This window comes from Pseudovibrio sp. POLY-S9 (genome assembly GCF_001431305.1).
Taxonomy (GTDB): Bacteria; Pseudomonadota; Alphaproteobacteria; order Rhizobiales; family Stappiaceae; genus Pseudovibrio.
This window is the reverse complement of sequence record NZ_LCWX01000160.1, coordinates 1-275: the sequence shown is the minus strand read 5'-3', so window position 1 is coordinate 275 and position 275 is coordinate 1. Positions and strand designations below refer to the sequence as shown.

Below are 275 nucleotides of genomic sequence, written 5' to 3'. Positions count from 1 at the left end.
ACGAAGAATTACGGAGGGGATTTTCGAGGCTTCGTTATTGCTTCAGAAGATGATGAAGTGCCTGTTTCATCGGCTTTAGGTGATGACGTGGATCTGTTCGTTGGTAAAGACGCATTTATGCCCCGCCTCGAATGCTTGATTGATGCAAATGGTAACGGTGGTCGCGGTATAATTCTTACGCAATCTCAGATGGTTGTTTCTGCGGGCTGCGGGATCAAGAGAGCCGGCTACACCGGCGCCTATGCAAATCTTGGAAGCCGGTTAGTTGCTGTTGA

Annotated in this window: 1 protein-coding gene; it reads left to right on the top strand. The window is 49.1% G+C overall.

The genetic code is table 11. From position 1 onward, the window contains the following. Positions 1–275, top strand: a 275-nt coding sequence (locus PPL9_RS32425; RefSeq protein WP_161831305.1) for a hypothetical protein, incomplete at both ends; no start/stop codon positions are given.